This is a genomic window from Pseudomonas sp. (genome assembly GCF_030696055.1).
Lineage (GTDB): Bacteria > Pseudomonadota > Gammaproteobacteria > Pseudomonadales > Pseudomonadaceae > Aquipseudomonas.
Genome location: NZ_JAUYNP010000236.1, coordinates 1 through 4,671 on the forward strand (window position 1 = coordinate 1; position 4,671 = coordinate 4,671).

General features: G+C 60.7%; 6 protein-coding genes. 1 reads left to right on the forward strand and 5 read right to left on the reverse strand.

Features of this window, described 5'->3' with window-relative positions:
- Nucleotides 1–154 precede the first annotated feature (154 nt).
- Nucleotides 155–391, reverse strand: coding sequence for a DUF3820 family protein (locus Q8Q83_RS13945; RefSeq protein WP_305624671.1), 237 nt, complete (start codon nt 389–391; stop codon nt 155–157).
- Between the two features lie 126 nt (nt 392–517).
- Between Q8Q83_RS13945 and Q8Q83_RS13950 the strand changes: the two genes are divergently transcribed.
- Nucleotides 518–889, forward strand: coding sequence for a glutaredoxin domain-containing protein (locus tag Q8Q83_RS13950; RefSeq protein ID WP_305624673.1), 372 nt, complete (start codon nt 518–520; stop codon nt 887–889).
- 206 nt (nt 890–1,095) lie between these two features.
- Here Q8Q83_RS13950 and Q8Q83_RS13955 read toward each other — a convergent pair whose 3' ends face one another.
- The 4 genes from Q8Q83_RS13955 to Q8Q83_RS13970 form a co-directional block, all read right to left on the reverse strand.
- A complete protein-coding gene (locus Q8Q83_RS13955) occupies nt 1,096–2,703 on the reverse strand; it encodes a M28 family metallopeptidase (RefSeq protein WP_305624675.1) in 1,608 nt (535 codons plus the stop codon).
- Nucleotides 2,704–3,110: 407 nt separating this feature from the next.
- Nucleotides 3,111–3,431, reverse strand: a complete 321-nt coding sequence (locus Q8Q83_RS13960) for a copper-binding protein (RefSeq protein ID WP_305624676.1) — start codon at nt 3,429–3,431, stop codon at nt 3,111–3,113.
- Between the two features lie 60 nt (nt 3,432–3,491).
- Nucleotides 3,492–4,001, reverse strand: coding sequence for a cupredoxin family protein (locus Q8Q83_RS13965; RefSeq protein ID WP_305624678.1), 510 nt, complete (start codon nt 3,999–4,001; stop codon nt 3,492–3,494).
- Nucleotides 4,002–4,035: 34 nt separating this feature from the next.
- A partial coding sequence (locus Q8Q83_RS13970) for a multicopper oxidase domain-containing protein (protein ID WP_305624680.1) occupies nt 4,036–4,671 on the reverse strand: 636 nt, incomplete at its 5' end.

Sequence of the window (4,671 nt, forward strand, 5' to 3'; positions counted from 1 at the left end):
GAACTGCATGCTTCAGCCCCACACTACGTCCTGCCCCATCGACGAGAAGATCGTATCTATCCACGCGCCATCAGGCTCAAATCGTCGAAGTATCCGATCAGAAATAAAAATGCCAGTCAGCTTAACTGACTGGCATTAGCCTGGAGCCGGTTGTTTATTGACCGCGAAACGGCACTCTCGGTTTTGTGCGTAAAGGGTCGAGCAAGCCGGACAAGCCGTTGTGATCGATCTCCTGCATCAAGGCCAGCAGGCGGCCGATCTCCCCCGAAGGGAAGCCTTCGCGGGCGAACCAGTTGAGGTAATTGCCCGGCAGGTCGGCAAGCAAACGGCCTTTGTGCTTACCGAAGGGCATTTCACGGGTTACCAGCAATAACAGGTCTTCGGGCTTCATCAAGGGCTCGGTTTGGCTAGGCACAAGGCAAGGCGCGATTATGCCGTTCGGCCCGGGCTCAGGCCAGCCGCGACAAACTCGGGTAAGCTGCGCGCCCGTATTTATCTACCCAAGGTTTACGTCAGCATGATTATCAAGGCACTTCGAATCGGCCTCGGCCAGTTGATCATCTTCCTCGACTGGATCTCCCGTCCCGCCAAGCTCAAGCGTTCGCCCGAGGCTCAGGCCGCGGTGACGCAGACCGCCCAAGGCCTGGCGCTGTACCAGTTCCACGCCTGCCCCTTCTGCGTAAAGACCCGCCGCACCCTGCACCGGCTCAATGTGCCGGTCGCCTTGCACGACGCCAAGCATGATACCCAGGCTCGTCAGGAGCTGGAGCAGCAAGGCGGCAAGATCAAGGTGCCGTGCCTGCGCATCGAAGAAAACGGCCAGAGCACCTGGCTGTATGAGTCCAAGGTGATCATCGCCTATCTGAATGAGCGTTTCGCTAACGCCTAAGAACCTGTCTCGGATCTGCTGCGCGTCGGCGATACTGCGTTAAAAACAGCCTCGGAATGCTCATTTACAACCCGTAAACTCCGCTTCCTCGGCTGTTTTCGCCTTGTCTCGCTCTAGCTCGCAAGATCCGCAACAGGCTCTAAAAAACAAAACTGCGCCAGAGCCTGAGCCCCGGCGCAGCTGTTGGTTCAGACCTTACTTGATGCTTACTTGATAAAATAGCGGCCCCAACGTTCGACGTTGCGTACGGACTGCTTGGCCGCACGCCCTTGCGCGGCCGTCTCGGCGGCGGCGATTTCATCGTCGATGATTTTGGTCGACAACGACAGCCAGCTGGTGGCGAACGCCATGGCGTCAGCATGCAACTCCAGCGAATCGGTGTTGATGTTGCTGATGTCGTCGCAAGCCGCGTGGTAGCAAGGGTCGAACGGCTGGTTGGCAGCACCGCCGAACTTTTGCGCCTGTTCTTCGCTCTTCAGGTCTTCGGCGCCGGTGAACAGGCCGCCAAAGGCAATACCTTCTTCGAAGAACTGCGCATAGTCGGAGCGGAAGTCGATCTCGGTACCCTCGGCAGGCTTGCTGCGCAGGTTGAAGTAAGCCCCTAGCAAGCGTTCGATGGCAGCCGAGCCGGGCGGGCCTTGCAGACCGAAGTCCGAACCGTCGCCGTCATAGATAAAGTTGCCGAAGTTCGGCGAACCTATCATGTCGAAGTTCAGATACGCCTTGATCCGCTGCTTCTCCTCATCGGCCAACTGGCTGGCGTAAAAGGTGGAACCGACCAGGCCCGACTCTTCCGCGCCCCACCAGGCGAAACGCACCTTGTTGAACGGGTGAGCCTTGCTCATCAGCACCGCCATCTCCAGCACCGCTGCGCTGCCCGAACCGTTGTCGTTGATGCCAGGGCCTTCGCCCACCGAATCCAGGTGCGCGCCGACCATCACCACATTGTTCGGGTTGCCGCGACGGGTCTCGGCAACCAGGTTATGGGTCTCGGTACGGCTACGCTCCACGTCGGCCACCATGCGCGCCTGCAAGCCCGCGGTCTGGGCCCAGTCGGCCCCCAGGGCATAGGTGCCGAATAACACCGGGATACCGCCGGCATAGGTATCGCCCAGGGTCGCGTTCATCAAGCCCATGCGATCCTCGGTATTGCCCTGGTTGAAGATGATCGCTCCCACTGCGCCCGCTGCGGCGGCGTTCTCGGCCTTCTGCTGGAAGCTGCAGGCGCCGCGCTGGATCAAGGCGATCGAGCCGCTGGGGAAGCCGGCGAAATCTTCCACTTCGCAACCGCTGCTGGAGGTATTGCCCGCACCGAGTGCCAGATCGACCGGCACCACGGCGGCGCTCACATCACCGGCTTCGGTTTGCGACAAATAGGTGAAGTCCTCATCCCAGACGTAGTTGGCCGGCACCGGTGCGAGCGCGCTGAGCGTGCCTGGCCCGATCGGTTCGTAGGAGGTGAAGGGAAAGGCCTGAATGGTCACCGCATAACCGACCTGCTCGAGGGTGCTGCGCACGTAGTCGAGCGACGCCTGATAACCCGGCTGGGCGGCGGCTCGATTGCCGCCATTTATGCTGGCGATGTCCTGCAACTTCTGCAGGCGGATCAGCACATTGTCGGCCTGCATACAGCGCGGCAAACCCAGTGGTGTACCCACCAGTAGCGGCGATTTACAGGCCGAAAGACTCGGCTTGCCTGGGCTCCAGAAATCATTGAAGCGTTGGCTGTCACTGGGTGAGGCGGCAAGAGTGGCGGTGGAAGCGGCTAGAGCGAGAGAACCAACAACCCTACGAACATTGTTTTTCTTCTTCATCGAAAATCATCCCTGGGTAAATGTTGTTGTAAGCAGGCCGTCTGGCTGACGCCACTGTCCCCTACCACTTCCAGCGGACACGGCCATGTGCGCTTGACTCGTGCACGATCGTTCCGTTCTGTGAATATTGCAAAAAACAAAAGCCACAATTGACGAGTTTCTTGACCTACCGCTCAAGGCCGTAAAGTCGTCGCCAGACTGCTCAGATTCGTCGCACTGACATAAACCCAATGCCGCTTCGCAGGCTATGGGCAGCCGGAACTGGCAGGGCTCTAGGCACAAGGAGCAAGCGCAAGGAGCGAGCGTTGGGGAGCGTCCAGCGCTCGGCCCTGACGCCCTTGTATCAGACCCGATGGGTCGGAGGCGGTGCTCCCACGCTGGCGCGTGGGAAACAGCCGCACATGCACTTATTGCGCGGATTGCAGTTCGGTCACAACGAACTGGCTGCCTTTTTGCTCAACCACAAACTGGACCTTATCGCCCACCTTCAGCCCATCGAGCAGGCCAGGCTCCTGCACGCCGAACACCATGGTCATCGGCGGCATGCCGAGGTTGACCAGTGGCCCGTGGCGCAGGGTGATCTTCTGGTTGGCCACATCGATCTTGCGCACCTCGCCCTGGCTCATGGCCGCGGCTGCGCTAGCGGCCGGCGCGACGCTGGTCTCGCTGGCAACTACCGGGAGTGTCAGGGCACAGCCCATGGCGATAGCTATTAGTAGATTCCTCATAATTTTTCCTTAGGTTGATTGCGGGCATCGGCCACCGGCGGATGCCCTGGTTAATGGGTTTTATTCGGTCACTACACGAACCTGGCCCACCATGCCGGCCTGGTAATGGCCGACCATCAGGCAAGCGAAGTCGAAGTCGCCGGCGCGGTTGAAGGTCCAGATGATTTCCCCGCTCTTGCCCGGCCCGACATGGGCCATAAAGGGCTCGTCGTGCTGCATGCCGGGGAACTTGGCCATCAGCGCCGCATGCGCATCCAGCTCGGGCTTGGTGCCGAGGACGAACTCGTGCCGCATCCGGCCCTGGTTGCGATGAACGAACCTGATGGTTTCGCCCTGCTTCACCTCGAACTGGTTCGGGGTAAAACGCATCTGATCGCTCATGCTGATCTCGATGCTGCGCGACACCTGCTCCCTGTCGCCGGCTATGCCCCAATCCTTTTGCTCCTTGAGCACCGGCGCCTGGGCGGCATGCGTCTCCTTCTGCATATCGCCATGGGCCAGCAGCTCGGCGCTGCCGGTTATACCGGCAAGCAACAGGGCTAAACCGATCAACTGTTGGTGTTTCTTCATCTGTGCGACCTCATATGAGTTGGAATGTTAGGAATCAATGCCCGGTATGCCCGGAAGGTTTACGTATCTGTACTTCCGCGCTGACCGGCTGCTTAAGCGGCATGGACTGCCCGCCTGGGGCACTCGAGCGCGCCGGCATGGCCAGCTCGCCCTGCCACTCATGGGCCTGGGTGCCTGCCGGATGCTGGAACCAGCCGGGATCGCTGTAGTCGCCTGCTGCCTGGTCCTTGCGCACCTTGAGCATGCTGAACATGCCGCCCATCTCCACCGAGCCGAAGGGGCCGTCGCCGGTCATCATCGGTGCGGTGTTGTCCGGCAGCGGCATCTGCATCTCCGCCATATCGGCCATGCCGCGCTCGCCCATCACCATGTAATCGGGGATCAGCTTGGCGACCTTGCGGGTCATGTCGCGGTGATCGACGCCGAGCAGGGTCGGCACGTCATGGCCCATGGCGTTCATGGTGTGATGGCTCTTGTGGCAGTGCAGCGCCCAGTCGCCCTCCTCGTCGGCGAGAAACTCCAGCTGGCGCATCTGTCCCACCGCCACATCGGTGGTCACCTCCGGCCAGCGCGCGCCCACCGGCACAGGGACACCGTCGGTGCCGGTGACGTCGAACTCGTGGCCATGCAGGTGGATCGGGTGGTTGGTCATGGTCAGGTTGCCGACCCG

Excerpts from the sequence above, each read along its gene's own strand:
- Q8Q83_RS13950 (WP_305624673.1), top strand. The coding sequence starts at position 518 with ATGATTATCAAGGCACTTCGAATCGGCCTCGGCCAGTTGATCATCTTC.
- Q8Q83_RS13955 (WP_305624675.1), bottom strand. The coding sequence starts at position 2,703 with ATGAAGAAGAAAAACAATGTTCGTAGGGTTGTTGGTTCTCTCGCTCTA.
- Q8Q83_RS13945 (WP_305624671.1), bottom strand. The coding sequence starts at position 391 with ATGAAGCCCGAAGACCTGTTATTGCTGGTAACCCGTGAAATGCCCTTC.
- Q8Q83_RS13965 (WP_305624678.1), bottom strand. The coding sequence starts at position 4,001 with ATGAAGAAACACCAACAGTTGATCGGTTTAGCCCTGTTGCTTGCCGGT.
- Q8Q83_RS13960 (WP_305624676.1), bottom strand. The coding sequence starts at position 3,431 with ATGAGGAATCTACTAATAGCTATCGCCATGGGCTGTGCCCTGACACTC.